The 17,914-nt window shown below is 55.8% G+C and carries 14 protein-coding genes; 3 read left to right on the top strand and 11 right to left on the bottom strand.

Annotated elements, in window-relative coordinates; genetic code table 11:
• Positions 1–33: 33 nt before the first annotated feature.
• From RBB76_RS25645 to RBB76_RS25635, 3 genes are read left to right on the top strand one after another with little or no spacing between them, the layout of a single operon-like run.
• Positions 34–1,206, top strand: coding sequence for a hypothetical protein (locus tag RBB76_RS25645; RefSeq protein ID WP_429634053.1), 1,173 nt, complete (start codon positions 34–36; stop codon positions 1,204–1,206).
• Positions 1,207–1,258: 52 nt separating this feature from the next.
• The gene (locus RBB76_RS25640) at positions 1,259–3,382 is read left to right on the top strand and encodes an ATP-dependent nuclease (protein WP_429634051.1); all 2,124 of its coding nucleotides are present in this window, start codon (positions 1,259–1,261) and stop codon (positions 3,380–3,382) included.
• The gene (locus RBB76_RS25635; RefSeq protein WP_429634049.1) at positions 3,369–5,141 is read left to right on the top strand and encodes a UvrD-helicase domain-containing protein; all 1,773 of its coding nucleotides are present in this window, start codon (positions 3,369–3,371) and stop codon (positions 5,139–5,141) included. The genes RBB76_RS25640 and RBB76_RS25635 overlap by 14 nt, the downstream gene beginning before the upstream one ends.
• 35 nt (positions 5,142–5,176) lie before the next feature.
• Here the strand turns inward: RBB76_RS25635 and RBB76_RS25630 are convergent, their stop codons facing one another.
• The 11 genes from RBB76_RS25630 to RBB76_RS25580 all read right to left on the bottom strand — a co-directional run bounded on the left by RBB76_RS25630 (position 5,177) and on the right by RBB76_RS25580 (position 17,870).
• Positions 5,177–6,094 (bottom strand): DUF2971 domain-containing protein, encoded by a 918-nt coding sequence (locus tag RBB76_RS25630; RefSeq protein ID WP_429634047.1) that lies wholly within the window; start codon positions 6,092–6,094, stop codon positions 5,177–5,179.
• Positions 6,095–6,271: 177 nt separating this feature from the next.
• On the bottom strand, positions 6,272–9,940 hold the full coding sequence (gene mobF, locus RBB76_RS25625) for a MobF family relaxase (protein ID WP_429634045.1): 3,669 nt from the start codon (positions 9,938–9,940) through the stop codon (positions 6,272–6,274).
• A 2-nt stretch (positions 9,941–9,942) separates the two neighbouring features.
• The gene (locus RBB76_RS25620) at positions 9,943–12,030 is read right to left on the bottom strand and encodes a type IV secretion system DNA-binding domain-containing protein (RefSeq protein WP_429634043.1); all 2,088 of its coding nucleotides are present in this window, start codon (positions 12,028–12,030) and stop codon (positions 9,943–9,945) included.
• A 4-nt stretch (positions 12,031–12,034) separates the two neighbouring features.
• Complete coding sequence (locus tag RBB76_RS25615; protein ID WP_429634041.1) at positions 12,035–12,427, bottom strand: plasmid mobilization protein; 393 nt, start codon at positions 12,425–12,427, stop codon at positions 12,035–12,037.
• A gap of 197 nt (positions 12,428–12,624) precedes the next feature.
• Positions 12,625–12,951, bottom strand: a complete 327-nt coding sequence (locus tag RBB76_RS25610) for a hypothetical protein (protein ID WP_429634039.1) — start codon at positions 12,949–12,951, stop codon at positions 12,625–12,627.
• 31 nt (positions 12,952–12,982) lie between these two features.
• Positions 12,983–13,918 carry a DNA-primase RepB domain-containing protein gene (locus RBB76_RS25605; protein ID WP_429634037.1) on the bottom strand — a complete coding sequence of 312 codons (936 nt, stop codon included), beginning with the start codon at positions 13,916–13,918 and terminating at the stop codon, positions 12,983–12,985.
• 102 nt (positions 13,919–14,020) lie between these two features.
• Positions 14,021–14,395 (bottom strand): single-stranded DNA-binding protein, encoded by a 375-nt coding sequence (locus RBB76_RS25600; RefSeq protein ID WP_429634035.1) that lies wholly within the window; start codon positions 14,393–14,395, stop codon positions 14,021–14,023.
• Between the two features lie 530 nt (positions 14,396–14,925).
• Complete coding sequence (locus RBB76_RS25595) at positions 14,926–15,894, bottom strand: CpaF family protein (protein WP_429634033.1); 969 nt, start codon at positions 15,892–15,894, stop codon at positions 14,926–14,928.
• Positions 15,891–16,700 carry a VirB8/TrbF family protein gene (locus tag RBB76_RS25590; RefSeq protein WP_429634031.1) on the bottom strand — a complete coding sequence of 270 codons (810 nt, stop codon included), beginning with the start codon at positions 16,698–16,700 and terminating at the stop codon, positions 15,891–15,893. Before RBB76_RS25590 ends, RBB76_RS25595 begins: the two co-directional genes overlap by 4 nt.
• On the bottom strand, positions 16,690–16,938 hold the full coding sequence (locus tag RBB76_RS25585; RefSeq protein WP_429634029.1) for a hypothetical protein: 249 nt from the start codon (positions 16,936–16,938) through the stop codon (positions 16,690–16,692). The genes RBB76_RS25590 and RBB76_RS25585 overlap by 11 nt, the downstream gene beginning before the upstream one ends.
• Positions 16,938–17,870, bottom strand: a complete 933-nt coding sequence (locus tag RBB76_RS25580) for a type IV secretion system protein (RefSeq protein ID WP_429634027.1) — start codon at positions 17,868–17,870, stop codon at positions 16,938–16,940. The genes RBB76_RS25585 and RBB76_RS25580 overlap by 1 nt, the downstream gene beginning before the upstream one ends.
• Positions 17,871–17,914 lie beyond the last annotated feature (44 nt).

The following is a 17,914-nucleotide window of genomic DNA, read 5'->3' as shown; positions in this document are numbered from 1 at the left end:
TTGTCGCACATCTTGCTGCAAGGAGAAGGAATCATGAGTGACTATTCGCTGATCCAGGGCCCTTCGCAGAAGCTGCTTTTCCAAACTGACCCGTCCCTCGCTGCAATCACCAACGCTTCGACCTCGTGCAATATCGTTTCTGTAGGCCGACGGCGCGACGGGGGAACGCGATATTGGTGTTTGACCCACAAGGCAGACGCCACCGCGAAGTATGGCGTTGCTGCAGAACAGTGCAAGCGTCACCACGTCTCCGCCACAGATGATGGCGATATATTTACATTGAATCTCGACCTTTACCCAGGAGGGATAGCACTATGGGGCGCCGTGCCGCCCGTGTATGACACGACCGAATTTGGGATTGACCGTGGCATTCATGTTCACGCCCGCCCGGCTAGTGGTGGTTCAAAAAGCATCGACCAGAGCTACCGTCGTCTTCGCGTCATAGGCAAGAAACTTGAGGAGCCGGGAATCGTGATCTCGGAGCTTGAAGCGATCTATTACATGGCCTCCTCCGTTTTCCAATATCCAATGTCCCGAATTGCCTGCAACTACTGCGGCGCATTGCACCTAGATAAAGACTTCTTTAGCGTTCATCCGCACCGGCGTCACCTTTGTTCAAGCTGCGGACGACACTTCCAGGATTTCCAGAGAGGAATCGGAAATCCCATCTGCGGGATACGTGAAGCTTGCCAGGTCTCGTCAAAGCCGCCTGTCTCTCCGAACCGCCCTCTGAATATAAGTCAGAGTGATTATCCTGGAGGGATCCAGATTTGGGGAACCAATCCCTCATTTCTTTGGACGGGCGAAGCCGCCGAAGAAGATGGAATTCATGTCCACGCCTTTTCTCAATTAGGAGTTGAGGCAACGATTGACGAGACATACTCCAGCGTAGCGATCGACGGCGTTGACTTGGACCCCGTAATGGTACGTATTCTGATGGCGCAGAAAGCGCTTCCTTCCCTCAAGGATCGGATAAGACCGTTGACCTGTCCGGCATGTGGAAATGGTCAGTTTGACCGCGGTCCCGCCGCTCACACCCCTCAATCGCTCAGAACATGCTCAAGCTGCTCTACTGAGATTCGGCCTTTCGGAAGCATTCGGAATGTAGTTTCGAACCCGCTTGTCGATATTCTCAACCGCCTGGCAGCAGCTGCTCCACGCCCAATGCAGAGACACGAGCTTGATCTTGAACCTGAGACTCTCTAACGGACCGTAGCCTCCGTAAAACTTACCTCAAGACAGAACGGTAGCCAACATCATGCACATCAGCGAACTTCGGATTAGGAACTTCCGCAACTTCATCAAGGCGAGGTTCTGTTTTGAGCCCGGGGTGAATACGCTCATCGGCGAGAACGGCTCAGGAAAGACAAATGTCTTTCATGCTATCCGGTTGTTGCTGGATGAAAGCCTTGAACGCAACGCAATCTACCTTCGAGAAACAGATTTCTGCCGCGATCTGGGACGCTGGCACGGCCATTGGATCGTCATTTCGGCAACGTTCGCGAATCTCGATGCTTCGGAGGGCTGTCAGTTGCTGCGTCACTCCGCCGGTCATATGAACGGCTCGAATACTGGTAGCTGTACATACTTTTTCCGACCAAAAAAGGAAGTGCGAAAGAAGATGTTTGAGCTGTGTGGCCGTGAGGAGGAGCTGCGCAAATATCGCTCCACCCTCTCCCTGACGGATTACGAGGCGCTCTTCACGGGCCGCGCTACCGGAGACTTTTTGGATGATGCAACTTATAAGAGTTGGATCGGCGACCTAGACGAGGCCGATTGCCCGGATCCGGAAAATGAAGACACCGACGTAGTAGGCGTGCGATTGACGCCGATCTATCAGGAGGTCGCTTGTACCTTCGTTCGGGCGTTGCGTGATGTCGTGACTGACCTGCGCAGCTTTCGTGGTAATCCGCTTCTCTCGCTCTTGCGAGGAATGGAGTCCGAAATTCGGGTTGAGAACGCCTCCAATATCACCGACCAGGTCAGAAAGCTCAACCATGACATTTCGTCCTTGGACGAAATTAAAGCTTTGGCTCGCGATATCGAAGGTGCATTGAAGAAGACTGTGGGCCATACGTATGGACCGAACGTCGACATCACATCATCATTGCCAGATTCGATGGAAAGACTTTTGCAACGACTCGGCGTTCTGGTCGGAGATAGTTCCGCGTCTGACTACAAAGGTGAACTGCACGAGCAAAGTCTAGGCGCTGCGAATCTCATCTATCTTTCCCTGAAGTTGCTTGAGTACGAGCGAAAGCTATCGACGGATCGTGTTGCGCACTTCTTCCTGATTGAGGAGCCTGAGGCCCACATCCATACGCACATCCAGAAGACCCTCTTTGCGAATTTGCCGTCCGAAAATACTCAAGTAATTGTGTCGACACATTCCACACATATATCGTCTGCAGCGAAGATCGTCAGCATCAACGTTTTAGGGAAGAAGCGGGACCATGCGGAGGTATACCAACCCGCAAATGGCATAAACATGAAGGAAATGCGCAGAGTTGAGCGTTACCTTGATGCAGTGCGGTCGACGCTTCTTTTCGCGAAAGGCGTGCTCTTGGTGGAAGGAGATGCCGAGCTTTTGATGATTCCTGCGATGTTAAAAGCCGTCTTCGGGGTGACACCCGATGAGCTGGGCTTCAGCGTTATATCAATGAGTTCTGCGTTCTTCGAGCACGTCGCCATGCTGTTCTCTGAAAGCCGCATTCAACGTCCTTGTGCGATCCTGACCGATGGAGACTCCGCCCTCTGGGATTTGCCCGAGAATCCGGAGGGCGATACGGGCGAAGACGCTCACGCGAGGGCTGCAGAGAAAAGCGGACGTTTGCGACGCGTTGCATTGGAGACGAGCAGCGCACAGAACGTTTGGGTAAAACCGTTCTTCGCAGAGCACACCTTCGAGGTTGATTTCTTGGAGGCTGGAAATTCCGCCGAAGCGATTAAAGTCTTGGATGAAATTTATACCGACGCGAGGGTAAAAGCCCGAAGCGAGAACCTCCTGTCGTCGGATAAGCCACGTGTTTACGGCAAGGAAGTTCTGCGATTGGCGTACAAGGAGGGCAAGGGCTGGTTTGCGATTTTACTCGCAGAGCAGCTAACGCCTTGGACCCGAATTCCGAGCTACATCCTCGAAGCCATAGCATTTGCTTGCCATCAGAGTATCAATGCCCGATCACTCCATCGCATGGCTGAGTACCGCGTTGAGCGTCTGATGAAGACAAGCAGCCCACTACGAGCACGGGTTTCTCCTCTTGCAAGTGGGGTAGAGCTGACGCCGGAAGGATATGTAGAAGCGTTTCGACAGGCGGTAACGAATGACGATCTGACAGAGTTTTGCGGATATCTTGGAGCCTATCAAGCAGATGATTCCGCTTAATGACGAACAGAGATTAGCCGTCGATACTCCCGGCAACGTCGTAGTCACGGCGTGTCCAGGGAGTGGCAAGACACGTGTGCTTGCAGCGCGCGTCGTTAGGGGACTCACGGAACTGAAGACACGGCGTGAACGGGTAATCGCGCTTACCTATACCAATCGGGCGGCGGATGAAATCCAATCAAGACTCGATGAGGCGGATGTGGCTGCCGAATGCCTATGGGCCGGGACTATTCATTCTTTCGCTTTGGAATGGATCCTGAGGCCTTACGCGCCTTATTGCACGGAACTCCAGTATGGGTTCTCGGTCGTGAACGAATATTTTGCAGAGCAATTGCTGTCACGTTTGAAGGCCGAGGCAGGGCTTGCATTCTTCGATGATGTGCATACAGGCTTCGGACGAGACGGAGCGGATCAGAACACAGGGCACGCAGCGCAGGCGGTGTTCGAATCCTACAAAGCCGAGCTTCGTCGGCTTAGAGCAATAGATTTTGACGATGTTCTTTATCTAGCATATCGTTTGCTGCATGATCGGCCTGAGATCGCGGAAACTCTAGGTGCGATCGTTCGAGTCATCTGCGTAGACGAAGCACAAGACATTCAGGACCTGCAATACGGAATCTTGAAATTTATTCACCGTGCAGCGAGAGATAAGCCCTCCCTTTTTTTTGTTGGTGACGAAAACCAGTCGATCTACGAGTCGCTTGGGGCAATGACAAAATCTCCGAGCGAGATCGCAACGGAGTTTGAGCTCACAACGATCAACCACCTCGAGCTACACGGAAATTACCGATCGACGCAGAGGATTATTGACTTCTACCGTCTTTTCAGGGCGAACGTACCACGAATCGACGGGCGATCCAAGTGGGCCGGGGAAGATGGACTCATCACCTTCGAGAATCAGACGGTGGCGCTGGAGGGGCTTGCTGCGGCAATCGCTTCCCGCATTACGGCCGCTTTGAGCGAGGGCGTTGCCACAAACGATATCTGCGTGATCGCGCCACGCTGGATGCATATCAAACCATTGGCGCGACTACTTGTGAACCACTTGCCGGAGGTTGATTTTGACGCGCCAGGATTATCTCCGCTGCATAGTTCCTACGAGAACTTCTGGTTCAAAGTAGGCCGCCTAATGCTGACGAGGCCTTCGCCAAGGCGGACCCGTACGCGAATGCGATGGGCTCGAGAGGCAATTACGGACTTACGTACGATCGCAGCAATCGAAGCTCCGTCAGCCATTGACAGCCCCCGGCGTCTTCTTCGCCTTCTCAATGGTTTGTCTTCAAACCAAAGCGACGGGATAGCGTACCTTCGCGATGTCTTTGCGCAGTTCCTCAAACTGATCGACTTTGATATGGAAACATGTCTAGCTCTAAAAGAGTCCTACTTGGGATTCTTTGAGAAGGCAGAAAGCCATCTGTCCAACGCAGAGGATCTCCTTCCGAGAGATATTGAAAGTTTCCGGCGACTATTTAGCCATCCGTCAGGAGTTGTCGTGAATACCTGTCACGGTGTCAAAGGAGAGGAATACGACACCGTCATAGCGTTTGGGCTGCTCCGAGGTTTTGTGCCGCACTGGGACGTTATCATAAACCATTCAGTGGAAGCAGCGACCGACCAGGAGTCGAAATTGCTTTATGTGATTTGTTCACGCGCGAAGCGAAAACTTCACCTGATTGCTGAGACTGGCCGGCATACAAAAAGCAAAAGGGCGTATCAGACATCCGAGCTCCTTGCTGCGGTGAGGTTTGAACTCGATTAGACATCGATCTAACACTGATTTCGATCAACATCTACTCAGGTCCTAAGGGGTACTGTCGAAAGCGTTATAGGGAGATTGTTGTAGCCATGGTTGCGAAGCAGAATTTGCATGGCGCGAGACGACTGTTCCTGGAATTGGCTTGGCCCGCAGCGAACTTCTAGGATAGGCAGACGCTTTCCTGGTAACGGCTCCACGCTCATGTACGGAAGGAGAAGCCGCGCCGTTGGGCGTACCGAAACCCCTTCAAAATTCTGTGGATGGACTCCATTCAGAGTTGCGCCCTTCGGGTATGTCACGATTCGCCATTCTCTCTCTTCGGAAAAGGACTCGTGCTTCACGCTGCATGCCCAGTCCGTCATTACAAGAACAAGAATCACTGATAGCTCGACATGAGCAGAAGCCCCTTCAGTTGAGTTCGGCTTAAAAGCGAATCCATTCACCAGCTTGATAAGGCGCCTGAGAAGGAACCGAAGCCGTGCCCGTTGCTTATTCGGTTCGTATATGACCCGCTTGATTCCCGTCCTGAAGCCGTGTTTGCATGCGAGCTTAAGCTCATCATCTTGATTCAAGGATTTGAATGAGAGTGAAAAGCCACTCGCCTGTCCGTATCCCCGCCATTGGCTCAGCAGATCACCTGCCTCGCAGAAAGAAACAATGAAGGGCTGTCCGAAGCTGTGTAGCGGGGTGCTGAGGAGATGCACAACGTGTTCGACGAGCATCCTTTCCCAAGGGCTCAAGCCTGTCGTTGACTTCCAAGTCTCTTGAATGACTCTCATGGCCACTGAAACGGAATTTTCAATTTCGGAGACATCGTTTGAAAACTGTGTTGCTGTCGCCCAGAGAGAGTTTGAAGATATGATTCCCGAAACTCCGAAAGCGTCGGTATAGTGATGCAGGGTCGGCGCAATTGTTGGCGAAGGCTCGTCCTTGAGGATATCGAGCCAGCGATCCATGACAGAATACGGATTCGGCTCTTTCGATGACGCTCTCGGCAAGATGTCCTCCGTCCGCGGATTTTAGCATGCGGACCTTGGAGATCTAACGAAAGCTTCAGCCTTTCTGCTGAGACTATGATCGTCTCGAGCGGGCTTGCGACCGCGCGCGCGAAGTTCACAATCGATCTGCACCGCCTACAGCCCTCTGCCGAATTCTTCTATCTCAATCCCGGGCATAGTAGGCCTCGGGATGCTATCGATAGGGGGCGAAATTCTATTGTGGGACTCTGCGATCTCCGCACCGTGAGTAGCTTTGTGCACTGCGAGCTCACGGCTATCTGACGTGTAGAGTCCAAGATCGCGCGTATGCATAGAAAGGCGCGTAAGTGCCTCGCGCTGTTGCGCAAGCTCGGGAGCGTCACCGGTCACAAGAACCCGATCGGCAGAGGTTCGCTCTGCCGTTTCGACGGCATAACCGTATTCGATATGCCGAGCCGCTTCGTAGTCCAACTCGACCGACTTTCCATTATCGAGGCGGAGGTAGAGCGCGTTATCCACTCCGACCCGCACAACCGTGGCGAAGTCGCCGGAACGGATACCGGCATCGCGATCTGAGTCGGCGAACCTGATTCGCTCCCCTATGGCAACGTCGCGCTGCTCCTCGCGGTATACCGTACTCTGCATGGTCTGTTTATTGAGGAGTGCGGGATTATAGGAGGTCTCGTTGCCGTCGCGGGTTGCAACGGTAAGAGTGTTTGCTCGTGCATCGACGGAGAGAACTGTGGCGGTGCTGTTGTCGGCGATGCCATGCTCCACGAGACTGCCGTCTTTATAGCGAATCTCATCACCCATAGCGTAGTTGGCAGCGAGACGAGGATTGCCGAAGTGCTGCTCGACCAGGATTGGGACAGAGCGGCTTTCCGACTCAAGCCGTCCCTGCTGTCGCAATTCATCGCGGATGAGCTGGGTTAACTCCCGACGCTCGCCGGCATCAGGTGCAATGACGACAGCACGATCTTCCTGGGCGGTGTACGCAATAGCAACGGCAGCCATGCGATGCTCCGGGTTTGCGTACTCATGAACACGCCCTTGCTCCTGCAACTTTGCTGTCCCGGTGACGGGGTCATTCGCACGGAACGCGGCCACGGCCTGCTGGATTTCGGTCGTAGAACTCGATGGCCGGAAATCGACGGCGGCGGTCTTCGAGATATCGGTTGCTAGCCGTTGGCCGAGGGTTTCGGCATTGTTGGTATATACACGCGCATCATCCGAGGCCCGCGAGATGGCAACGTAAGCAAGCCTAGTGTTGATGAGAGAGTATGCGCCGTCGGTGTCGAAGTGAGCGAGGACGCGGCCTGCGGTGAGTCCCTGCGAGCTGTGCGAGGTCACGGCGTAGCCGTGATCGAACTGCCGGAACTCAGCGGTATCAAATGAGATCGTGCGCTCGGCCTTCCCATCCATTCGCACAGCCATCTGGCCGTTCTCGATACTGGTGATGGTGCCAAGATCTCGGTTGGCGACACCAAGCTCTCTATGGGTTGAGGTCATTTGAATCCGATCGCCAGTAGCGAATTCGCGGTCCGTCTCACGGAAGACCTGGACGCCGCGCAACCGTCGCGGGTCATACGTCACATTCGCTCCGTTTTCAAGCTCCACATTGAGCGTGTTGGCGCGCGCATCGACGGTGCGCACGGTGGCGAAACTATCCCGCTCGATGCCTTCGGCCTTGCTGCCAGTCGTGTATTGCAACACGTCGCCAGTGTTGTAACGCGCCGCCCAGGTACGGTCGGCTCCGGTCATATCGGAGCGATGGGAAAGGGTGCGGAAAGTCTGCCCATCTGATGCCAGAGCTCCTTTGTCTAACAGTTCGGCACGGACGGCCTCATTGATCTGTTGACGGCTACGGTTATCGGGAGAGACAACGATGGTGTTCTCCGGCTTATCCGCATAATCCTTGGCGATAGCCGCAATGCGTTCCTGCCTGTCTGTTATCTCTGTAATGCGGCCTTGGCTTGCGAGCATATCGATGCCCTGCCGGGTATTGTTCTTCGCAAGCTCCTCGACGGCTTTTAGCAATTCAGGCGCTTTCTGCCGCATGATCTGGTCAAGTTGCGACGTGCGCATTCCGGCATCTTGCATCTGCTCAAAGGGCTTTCCGGCATCCACGCCCTGATGCTGGCTCGTGTCACCGATCACCAATACACGGTCGTTGGGATTCAGTTTGTCGAGGAAGGCTCGCATCTGCCGTGTACTGGCGAGACTCGACTCGTCGAGCATATAAAGATGGCGCAGTTCAGGGCTGGCGCTGGGGTGGTTGTCGCCACGCGCAAGAAAGCTCTGTAAGGTTGTAGCATCGATTCCGACCTCGCGAAGCTGCGCTGATGCACGGGAGGTTGGGGCAAAACCCTCGATGGTGTACCCGCTCTTTTCTGCGCCTTCCCGGATCGAAGCCAGCACGGTCGTCTTCCCACTTCCCGCGCGTCCCTGCAGGCCGTGAATGCGGTCCGCGGAATTGAGAACTTCCTCGATCACGCGGCGCTGGGTGTCGTTCAGAAAGTCCCGCGAACGTGCTTGATCCTGCGCTAACTCCGCACTCATTATGGGTTGGACTGTATTCTTTCCGGCCACAACGTGAGCGATGTTTGCGCGTTCTGCGGCGATGGTTTCCGGTGTCGTGAAGCTGCGACCCGAAGCGTATTTCGCGGTCTCCAGGGAGCGAAAGTCACCACGCTGGCGCCTCGCCTCGAAGTCGGCGCGAACCTCGGCATAGGTCGTTTCCCCCATGCCGCGCCGCAACGCATCGCGAAAGATGAGCCGTTCATCAGCGACAGCCTCACGCTCGAAGAGACTGTCCCGCGCATAGGTGATGGCTTCCTTCGCGCGAGTCACTCGATCTGGATTGCGTTCCTGGGTCTGGACACGTTCGCGGGCCTCCAGAATCACTTGTCGCGGTTGGTCGCCGAACTCGGCGGCAACATTTCGATGGGCCTCCAGAACCTCTTCTCGGATAAGGGTTTGCTTCTTGTCGCGTGTGGAGTGAGCTGCGATCTGCGCGGCTCTTGGGCCACTAACGCCGCTCCTTTCCATCTCATCTTTGATCTGTTGCGAACGGAGGCTCGATGCATCGAGATATGCCTGGCTATAACCTTTTACCGCGGGTGCGCCGCTCTTTCCCGGCTCGATTTCATAGCCGAGATCACGCAACCGATACATCAATTCGGACTGGTAGACCGCCGTGGCGAATTGCTTGCTCTCAAAGAATGGCCGTTCCTGGAGAGCCCTCGTGGAACCATCGGCCCGTTCGGTCACATTGAAGATGACGGCATGGGTATGGAGTTGCGGCGCGGCGTAGCCATCTACGGGGCGGGCGGTGTCATGTTCAAACTTCGCCGCGATGAACTTGCCGGTGTTCTCGGCTGGGTTGTTGCCCCCGATCCGCGCGTGCGTGTACTTCTCTAACTCATTCAGTGCTACCGTGACGGCAGCGGCATGAGCTTCACGGACCCGGTCGTCCCCTCCGACCAGAGCCGTGAGGGAAACCGACTTCGGCGCTGAAAAAGTAGCATCCCAACCAGCGCGATGCTCTACCGCTTTGACGGTCTTCCCGCTGGCCGTCTGATATTCCACTGCCTCTCGGTGGCGAACCATCTGGACCTCGGTCTGCGGATGTTGGCCCTCCGAGAGACGGGAAAACTCCCGGGCTGTCACCTCGCCGGAGAGTCCCAGCGAGGTTGCGAGCCGACCCTGCCATTCTCCCTTCACTTCGTCGCCCTGTTTGTAATAGCTCTGGGCGGCAGAGGTGTACTCCAGTTTGTGATAGGCCTGAGCCTGTCCTGAACTAAGCGCCTTTGGAATGGTCATCATGGCTACATCTCCCGGATGTATTCAGGGCCATGCACCTCTTCCTGCTCGGTGTCGGCGACCACGATGGAAGTAGGAGCAGGCGCGGGCCGGCTCACTTCGCCGGCGCGAGTCGACTCATTCACATCTTGCTTGGGCCACGGAATGGGATTCTTTTCGAGCGCCAGTGGCGCATCGTTCGCCACCGTTTCTGACGCATCTGTCACCTCTGGTTCTGATGATGCTTCCACGTTCGCGGTCTTCGGAGCGCGTGGCTTGAGGGTATCGGGATCGAAACTCATCTCACCGTCCGGGGACTTGCGTGGCATGAAACCGGGTGTTGGCGTTGGCAGGTCCATGTAGTCGAAAGCGAACCTGGCCACATTGTTGCCCAACTTCAAATATGCGTGGCGATCATCGAGCCCGGTTATCTCCGAACCCATCACAAGCGGTTCGATCTGGCGTTCTAGTGTGAAGTTCTTGCCTGATCTGGAGCCGTCGAACTTCGTCTCTTTCAGGCGTTCGATTTCGACCTTTCCGATGGCCTCCGAGATCCATTCAGCGGCTTTGGGTTCCGCAGTCTTCATGAAGATTTTGGTGGCAGGTTGGGAAAGCATGACCTCGGCCAGATGCCCATAGATGACTTCAAGCTGGGCCTTGCCCTGAAAGCCCAACACCAACGGATTTTTCGACTTTCTGTTTTCCGTGATCGCCGTATGGAGCTGCGGCAACTTCTGCAAACTCGCCAGCTCGTCGATCACAAACCAGACGGGTTTCTGTCCCGGTTGCGGCGCGGTCAAGAGACGCATTACCAGCAAATCTATCCACAATGAATGCAGCGGACGGAGCGTTTCCCGCTCGGGCGGACGCGACGTAATAAAGATCCAACCCTTGCGTGTCTTAGCCCATGTGCGGGCGTTCCAGACGGGCCGCTTCTCATCTTTTTGCGGTAGAAGGCGGAAGCATTTTGCGACCAGGCCAAGCGACGAAAGGACACCGGCACGCTGCGGGCCGGCCTTCCTATCTATATAGAAGGCCATCTCGGTTCCTTCGACTCGCTTCATCAACTCCGTATCGCTCGCCATCCACTCGGCAAGCTGATGCGGCGTTGGCCCCAGCTTCAGCAGGTGCGCGAAGATCTGCGCGGGCGTCTGGTGAAAGAACTCATCCTTATCGGCGGTGGCAGGCTGGTAGAGCGAAGCAGCGATAGCATCGGCCTCGGCGTTCGACTCCATCTCCTGAGCCGGTCCCCAATAGGGGCAGCGCGTGTCCAGCGGGTTCAGTACGATGTCTCCGCGACCGGCATCGTAAAATCTCTGGATATATTCGCAGGCCGGGTCGTAGACGATAGCCGAGTCTCCCCGCTGGCGAATCTGGCGAAGGCATTGCATTATTAATTGCGTTTTCCCGACCCCGGTATCGCCCATGAGCTGAAGGTGCTGTGCCTCTTTCCGCAGCGGAATCCGCATCATCTTGTCCGATTCCGTCGTCTTGAAGCCGATGCCGTCCCCCTTTTGGACTTTGTTGAACTCCTTGGGCGAGAGCATGAGTGGGCCGCGCAGAACGCGCCCGTACTTCATCTGCCGGAACCGTTGGAAGTCTTTTGGGATGGCAAACCAGAGCATCGCCAGCAGGCAGACGCCGCCCTCGATGAAGCTGATAGTAAACACACCGAACAATCCCTGACCATCGAAGATCGCATAGCATAGCCAATGATTCATCGCGGCATCCGCGAGCTTTTGGCTAGGTCCACGAAATGGAAAGCGATAGCCCTGGGCCTGTGCCAACTCCGACAGTGTGAACGGAAGGACTCTGCCGTCCGGAAGCGTCATCTGCCCTGCGGCGAAGTCTACCGGCAGAGCGAGACGAGGCTTGGGTTTGTCGCCGCCGAGATACAGGAGCCGGTACGAGCCATGTGTATGGACGGCTGCTCCAATCTCGGCGCGCGCGTAGTCCGTAAGATAGGACTGCTGCAATGGTGGCAGCGCAAAATGAAGCCGTTGCCAGACAAACAGCACCGTGCAAAGCAGCGCCGTTGCGATGGCCGTGTAACACATAACCGGAGCGTGCGGCGGCCAGATGATCGTCTCTTTTCTACCCCATTGCGTCGCCATGTCTTTACTCCTTTGCCACGCCTTGCGCGTATTGCTGCATAACCTCTTGCGCGGCCTTGTGCTTCTCCCGGCGCACCATGCCCATTGCCTCGGTAATCCATGTGGGCGACACCTTCTCACCAAGGATGAGCGGCTTGATGAGATTCACAAGGAGCATCCGAGTAGCGACCAGCTCCGTGAATACGGCGTCGTCCTGGGAACGCCGTGCCTCTTGCAAGAGCACGTCACGGGCCCACTCGCTGAGCGATTTGCCGCTCTTGTAAGCGGCGTGTTCTAGTTCTTCTTGCTCTTTGCGGGTAACTTTCGCGCTTGCAACATAGGTTCGTCCGGCACGACCGTGGGAACGGCTCGTGCGGCTCTCGAAATCAATCGCTGTTGGGATTGTCTGAAGCGCCATGTCTGCCTCGTGGCCGGTAGACGATAGGAGACTCAAAGTAGCCTATTGTCTACCGGTGGGTTGTAAGTCATCGTTCTTGAACGCGGTAGACGACTGTCTACCATGCACCTCAAAACACCACCCTGGAAGGGATCAAGTGTCAACATTCTTCCGGTGCGCAGCACCGCTGTGGTCTTGCCACCGGATCTGACGGCAGATCATGCCTTCAAACCCGCCACTGCTGTAGGCGTTTGCACTGCTGATTGCGGTACATTCGCCGGCTTCCTCCGCAATGGCTCCGCTGTTTCGGCGACCGGACCTTTGCGGATGCGAAGGGTCGAGGTCGCCTGCTTCGCTTGGGGAGTCTTGAGGAAGTCCTGAAAGTCTCGATCTTTCGAGAAGACATACGCGAGAGCTTGCTCGACCACATCGTCGGCGCAAGCACTGATGAATGACGCATACTGATCGACCTGCGTAGCGGTCGAATCGGTAAGGCGGATGGAGGCGCTGACTTGGCGGGTTTGGACAACTTCGAGTAGGGGCATTTGATTCTCCTTTAGGTGGTGAATGAGTGAACTATCTGCGGGCAATCATCCGCTGTGCTGTGGCAGCGATCTCACGCGCACGAGCGGAGCAAGTTGCGCTGGCAATTTCAAGTTGACGACGGATTTCGAGCGACGCAATCACGTCCTCGATGGCGGTGCCTTCAAGCAACCAGAGACGCGCCGAGGCCATGTCTACGGTGCGCTGGGCATAATAAGTGGGATTGGGCTTGTCGGAGCGGCGCGAAGCAAGCTCTCGAGTGAGCGTTACGGCGTCTTTGCCGTGAGCGAGTTCATCGGACACCCACGCCCAATCGTGTTCGGAATGCGTGTGCATGTCCAGACGCCGATATTGCGTGCGGATGGGAGGGATGCAGGCTGCCTCACGCAGGGTGTACAACCGAAAATCGTCCGGCTGATACGTTGCATCAGCGACGTATTCGACGGTGACGAGCTGTGGAGGATCGTACTTGCAATTGCGAAACCCGGGGATACGGAGGACACGGTTGCAGTCGGTGCAGGAGATGTCACCGTGGAACGCCAGTGTCAACAGCTTCAGCGTCATCTCCTGGGTGTAGAAGTCGAAGCCTTCTACACGCCAGAGAACCTGGTATTTGCCAGTCGATGTCGAGACAACGATGTTCGGTTCCGGTACAAGGTCAGAGGCACGGAGCGCAGCGAGCCGGGCCTCTCCATTGACGTCGATATCTATATATAGATGTCGAACTGAGGCGATGCAATCCTTGGTGCGTCGACGACTACCAGCGAGGAGCGGATTCGCCGCGACGTAGATGTTCGTCCCGCTATGATTCTCATGAGCGAGCCAGCCCCGGTAACGGGGCGCGAGCGCACGCTCCAAAGGCACGACACGCTGTTGCGTCGTGGCCGTACCTTCATTGCGAAGCAGGAGAGCAATGGTGTCACCCCGAGCGAAGCAACGGGTGAGAAAGTCTGTAGCAATTCCGTTCATGCAACACCTCACTTGCGGGGGATGGATAGAACGCGATCGGACGGGCGGTTAGCAGAGTGAGAAGCCCGGTGGTTGCCGGGCTTCTCCAGTCACGGAAGCGGCCTATGCGGCCTCTTCCTCGGTGACATCTTCGTCGTCTTCCGCCGAAGCCTTGGCAGCGCGATCCAGTTTGAGAATCGAGCTCACCCGGATCTCCCAGATGGTCTGTTCCGAGTTCGTCTTCTTGCTGTCGTACTTACGGCTGCGTAGTTCGCCCTCGACCTGGATATGAGCGCCCTTCTTGAGCGTGGCGGCGAACTCTCCGAGCTTGCCAAAGGCTACGCAACGGTGCCATTCCGTGTGCTCGATGTACTTGCCGTCCTTCTTGTAGGAAGACTTGGTTGCCAGCGAGAGAGTGGTCAGGCTGCGGTCGTTGTTGGTGCGAACCTCTGCGTCGTTGCCGAGGAATCCGATGAGGGTGACTTTGTTTGAGTACATGGTGGTGATCTCCGTTTCGTTGAATTTCCCGTATCCTGCTCGGGTCACAGTTGGCAAAGCCAGCGAGTGGGCCCGGCTCCCAAGTGCCAAGGAGTGCTTTCTTGGCGGGGCCCGAAAGAAGTTTGTGCGGCGTTCTTTGCCGCGGCTCTCAAACTTCTTTTGGGAGGAACCGAGACCCCGCAGGGGCGCTATAAGCGAAGCAGAACGACGCCGAGCCGCAGGGCGCCGGTTTGGCCCCGAAGCGTGACCCCGAGTAGAGGACGGGATACGAGGCGGAAGGCTCCCCGATGCACCGAAGTCATCCTTTTCATTTCGGCGGCGGAAGTTCGCCTCAACTGCAGCCTTCTCACGAGCGACTAAGTCTCCATAGAAGGCCGGTATCGCACATGGACGGTTGCGCGCTTCTAAGCTCGGGAATGCCACGCTGGGCGCTTTCTGGGACGAGTTGGGCCATGCAGCCGCCTTGGCAGCATGAAGGGACATCGGAGTGACCTCGATTCGGGGTTGGTTTCTAACGGGACGCCTGACGATCAGGCTGCGGAAGCACGATAGATGTCCTCCGTCTGGAAGCTTTGGTCTGCGTGACTATATCCAGCCACGGTAATCAGCTCGCGAACCCGGCGTCGCCCCGTGGGATCACGTTCGCAGTACAGGACAAAGTCGATGGCCTCCGCCGTCTCGGAACGCACGAAGGCGTGGTTAAGATTTGGTCGGGCACTCAAGGCTAAGTCGGAAAGGCGATTGAGAGCATCCCACGCAGACTTTGCGTGGATGGTCGAAAGGGTTCCGCCGTGTCCGGTGTTCATCGCCTGTAGAAGGTCGTAGCCGCATTCATCGCGGATTTCCCCCATGATGATGCGGTCAGGGCGGTGCCTGAGAGCTGCGGCCAATAGCTGGCTCGGCGTGATGGCAACCTGGCCTGGAATCGCTTCTACTGCCTCCCAGCGGATGGCGTTCGGTTGCGATATCTTCAGCTCTGCCGGTTGTTCGATGACGACCAGGCGTTCATGCTGGGGAACGTGGTCCAGGAGCGCCTTCATCAAGGTGGTCTTCCCACTACCGGTGCCGCCGCTGATGATGCCGTTCTTTCTATCGACCATGAGCTTGATGACGACATCCCTCACGCTGACGGGAAGACTGCCGGAAGCGATTAGTTGATCTGAAGTAAACCAGTGGTTAAATTTGCGGATCGTCATGGTGATCCCGTTGATGGACGCTGGCGGTCCGACGACGGCAACGCGCGAACCATCCGGGAGGCGCGTGTTGAGAATGGGGTTCTGATCGGAGAGATTCTGTCCCAGCTTCCGCGCTATCTGTTGAGTCGCCGCAAGAAGGGTTTCCGTCGTTAAAGCGCACGAAAGCGGGATCTGTTCCAAGACGCCATTGCGATCCGCATACACGCCCGTTGTCCCGTTGATCATGAGGTCGGAGATCGTGGCATCAAGAATGAGCTTCTGCACTTCTTGGGGGAAGAAACCGAGCACCAAATCCCAGCTCATCGGCTCACCCCGATCGGGCGTGCGGTAGTTGCCGGAATGGTCATTGTCGGAGTCGTAGTACCTTGCAGAGAGGCGGCGGGGTCGATGGGCTCAACCGACAGCCTGTTCTCATGAAACTCAGTGATTGTGAGACCGAGCGGATTTATGGTCTCGAACTGGGGGAAGGTCTGCGCCGCGATACTCACCTGAGACGGATTAAGATAATAGGTGACGGAGAGTACCCAGTGCTCTTTCCGGGGCTGACGGGAATTGCGGGGCGAGTAAATCTTCGTGATGTTCACCAGGGCCGTCCCACGCGCAATCGGTGCGTCTTTGACCATCTCCTGCGACATAGAAGTGATGGTGACGCCGTCGATCTCAACGTCACTTTGTTCGATCTGATTGCCCAACACCTGAGAGACGAGATGAGCCGCGTTGTCTTCGGCCATGTATTGATTCGCAAGCTGGGCAGACAGGAAGTAATAGTTCATCGGGTACTTCTTCGCAATGGTGTCTCGGCTGATGGTGTAGCGGTAGTTGGCCCAATCGGTGAGATACGTCCGCACCTCTCCTTCGCGGGGACTGTAGTTCAAGTCGCTATACTGAATCGCCTGAGCATGGTGCATCTCGTCGATACGGATGTAGCGGTCCACGATGGGGCGATGGGCCAGTGAGACAATCGTGGCAAAGCTGGCGACCAGGAGCACACTCTCTGTCGCAATTACCATGCGACTGATCTTCCGTTCAGCATAGAATCCGACGTATTTCTCGTTCGCAATCTCGTCGGTCAGCAGAACCTGTTTGGGAGTAAGACTTTCAGTCTTCATAAATCCTCCTCACGGTGACGGGATGGATCGGATGGTGGCTTATAAAGTCCGGCGACATCGGCTGATGTGATTCCGGGCGGAAGAAGTTCCCGTGATGTAAGGGCATCGTGAGAATGATCCGGGTGAAGAGGATGAGCACCAGAACCAGAACCACGAGTACGAAGCCTACGGCAATCCACCGAGCGATAAAGCGGAATCGGCGCGGAACACAGAGATAAGCCCAGAAAATTGCAAACATTACGCAGCTCCTATAGCCGCCGCCCGGATAAGCACGGCTTCAGCAAACTGTGCGACTCTACCGGCAGCGCCCGAACCGCCCCCAAATAGTGTCTGTGTGATCGTTGGCACCATCGTCATATTGAGGATGAAGGCGATGAAGACGGCAATGACTCCATAAAGGTTCGCAATCCACATGGGAAGCGAGTAGTCGCCGTTGAAGGTCTGTTGAAGGAAGGTCACAAGGAATCCTGACCAAACGAAGATGAAGGCGGCGGCGACAGCCCGAATCATCGCGAAACTGAGCAGGACATCGACGAAGTTGTAGAACTTGCCGCGAAAGGTACGCGACATCAGAAGCGGCACGAAGATCGGTCCGAAGAGGGCTGCAACGCCATAGAAAATGAATGACGAGCAATTGATCAAAAAGAGGATGCCGCCAGCTAGCCCAACGAACACATAGACGAGGAGGTAGGTTAGAATCTCCAACGGCGCAAGATAGCTGGGTTGAGGTGTGCTGTTGAGCGCTGTACTGAGGGCCTGCTGTAACTGATTGAGAGAGTTCTGATCGAGCGCCGCGACAATCACCTGCGCGAAGTATGAGAAGAGATGGTTGAATCCAAAGCTTGCCCCTGGGAAGGGTGTCGTCCAGTAGTTAATAATGAGCAGGCAGATGATCAACTGCATTAGGAACTCAACTAAGTCGCCTATCCGAACCGGCTGTGCGCTCAAGCTGAATGTCATGGTCGAGATGTTCCAGTGCGCCACCATGCGGACAAGTTTGATAAGGCTGACAAAGGCCAATAGGGACATGCCGACCGACGACAGTGCGTCTCCGTTTTGGGTCGTCAGATTGGTGAGGTTGTTTGTGAACTGATAGAGCCAGTCAACCCCTGGGGCGGTAGCGGCGGTCTGCAAGAAAAAAGCAGAGGAGGCCATCGTGTGGAGGATCATGTTTGGTTTCTCCTCTGTTTCAGCGTGCAGTTGAAGATGGAACG

The sequence above is a fragment of the Tunturiibacter psychrotolerans genome (assembly GCF_051013365.1).
Classification (GTDB): domain Bacteria; phylum Acidobacteriota; class Terriglobia; order Terriglobales; family Acidobacteriaceae; genus Edaphobacter; species Edaphobacter psychrotolerans_A.
This window is presented reverse-complemented; position numbering and strand designations above follow the sequence as displayed.